Source organism: Mesorhizobium sp. M7A.F.Ca.MR.362.00.0.0 (genome assembly GCF_004023175.1).
Taxonomy (GTDB): Bacteria; Pseudomonadota; Alphaproteobacteria; order Rhizobiales; family Rhizobiaceae; genus Mesorhizobium.
In genome coordinates, this window is record NZ_RZTF01000686.1 from 1 (window position 1) to 1,716 (window position 1,716).

General features: G+C 63.1%; 2 protein-coding genes. Both read right to left on the reverse strand.

Annotation, left to right across the window (positions count from 1 at the left end):
• The coding region (locus EOC06_RS36815) for a 23S rRNA (adenine(2030)-N(6))-methyltransferase RlmJ (protein WP_164898984.1) at nucleotides 1–734 on the reverse strand (734 nt) is incomplete at its 3' end.
• A gap of 62 nt (nucleotides 735–796) precedes the next feature.
• Nucleotides 797–1,402: a hypothetical protein gene (locus EOC06_RS36820; RefSeq protein ID WP_128310088.1), complete on the reverse strand. Its 606-nt coding sequence runs from the start codon at nucleotides 1,400–1,402 to the stop codon at nucleotides 797–799.
• Nucleotides 1,403–1,716 lie beyond the last annotated feature (314 nt).

A 1,716-nucleotide genomic window follows, 5' to 3' on the forward strand; every position in this document is an offset into this window, starting at 1 on the left:
ACGACCAGCAGACCGCTGCCGTCGAGGCTGGGTTCCGAAGAGGCCGGCCTGATCTCGAACTCGATATCGAGCAGCTTCGGAATGCCGGATTGCTTCAGCGCCTTGCGGAAGGCGATGATCGCCTTGCGGTCCTTGATCGGATACCAGAGCGCGTAGATGCCGCCGGGCCACCGCTTGTGCGCCCTTATCAGCCCGTCGACGAGGCGTTCGAACTCACCCGCTTCCTCGAATGGCGGATCGATGAGGACAAGGCCGCGCTTTTCCTTCGGCGGCAGATGCGCGCCGAGCGCCAGCCAGCCATCGAGCTCGATGATCCGGGCCTGGAAATCGCCGGCAAAGAACGTCCTCAGCCTCGCGGCATCATTGGGGTGCAGCTCGATCGCCGTCAGCCGATCCTGCTTGCGCATGAGATGGCGCGCAATCAACGGCGAGCCGGGGTACTTCTGGATGCCACCCTCGGGGTTGAGCGACCGTATAGTCTCCAGATAAGGCGCGAGCAGCGCCGCCACCGGAGCGGCGAACGGGGCATCGATCAGCCTGCCGATGCCGCCTTGCCACTCACCCGTCTTCTGCGCCTCGGCGGACGACAGGTCGTAGCGGCCGATGCCGGCATGGGTGTCGACGACCCGAAACGCCTTATCCTTCTGCTTCAGATACTCGAGCAAGCGCGTCAGCACGACATGCTTGACGACGTCAGCGAAATTCCCGGCATGATAGGCGTGGCGGTAGTTCATGGTTTTGTGCCGTTATGCATGTCGTTGTCCCAAAACCGCTGCACACTTTTGGGCGACATGCATCAGCCCCTGCCCCAACGCGGCGGTGGCGGCTGCGAGTTCGGATTTTCTGGCCGGCCGCCACGAGTGCGCAAAGTCAGCAAGAATCCGATCAGGCCGATCGCCATCAGCGCGAAGCCGACCGGCCGTGCACGGCTGTCGATCTCGCCGGCGCCGGAGCGCAGGATGAGATCGACCGCCCGCATCGGTATGTCGTCGGCATCACCCGCTCCAACGGTGAAGGTATAGGGGCCCGGACTGACGGTCGCGATCACGCCGGCCTCGTCGCGAAAGATCTTGTCGGGCAGTTGCGGACTGACCTGGCGAGGGTTGTCGGAATGGTTGAACTGCAGCGTCGAGGCGAGCACCGTGCGGCCATTGCTTGCAGCGGTCAGCGTCAGCACGGTGCGCTGCTGCGAAACGATGCGCTCTGCTCTTGCGGTCAGGTCGACCAGCACCCGCACCGGCGCGTCGCGGCCGGAGAGCGGCACCGTCAGCGGCTTGAAGCGGCCCTGCTCATAGACCCGCCAGGTGCCGATCTCATGGCCGGAGAAGTTGCTCATCGCCCAGGGATAGACGACACCGATGCCGGCGCCGACGAGCAGGATCAGGACAAACAGAAAGCGCATTCAGATCACCATGGCGTATCGTGACCTTGCCAATAGCGCCCCGACGGCCAAAAGGCGATGGCCAGTTGCGGGCAGCCACCTGGAGGTGGGCCGTGCGGGTGCGAGCGCAACCAGATTGGCGGCGTGGCCGCGCAACCATTCAAGGTTCTACCTATGCGCTCAAAAATTAAGCCGAGTATTTCGCGCGCTGCGCTGACATCGCTGTCGGCTCATTCTCGGCCGTCCTTGCTGTCAAGTTTCGATTCTACCTCAGGGGACAGCTTCCGCGTCCGGTCATACATTGTCGTCGATCGAGCCAATATGCTGATTAGTAA

Bases quoted from the DNA above. Each gene is read 5' to 3' on its own strand.
- EOC06_RS36820 (WP_128310088.1), bottom strand. From the start codon at position 1,402: ATGCGCTTTCTGTTTGTCCTGATCCTGCTCGTCGGCGCCGGCATCGGT.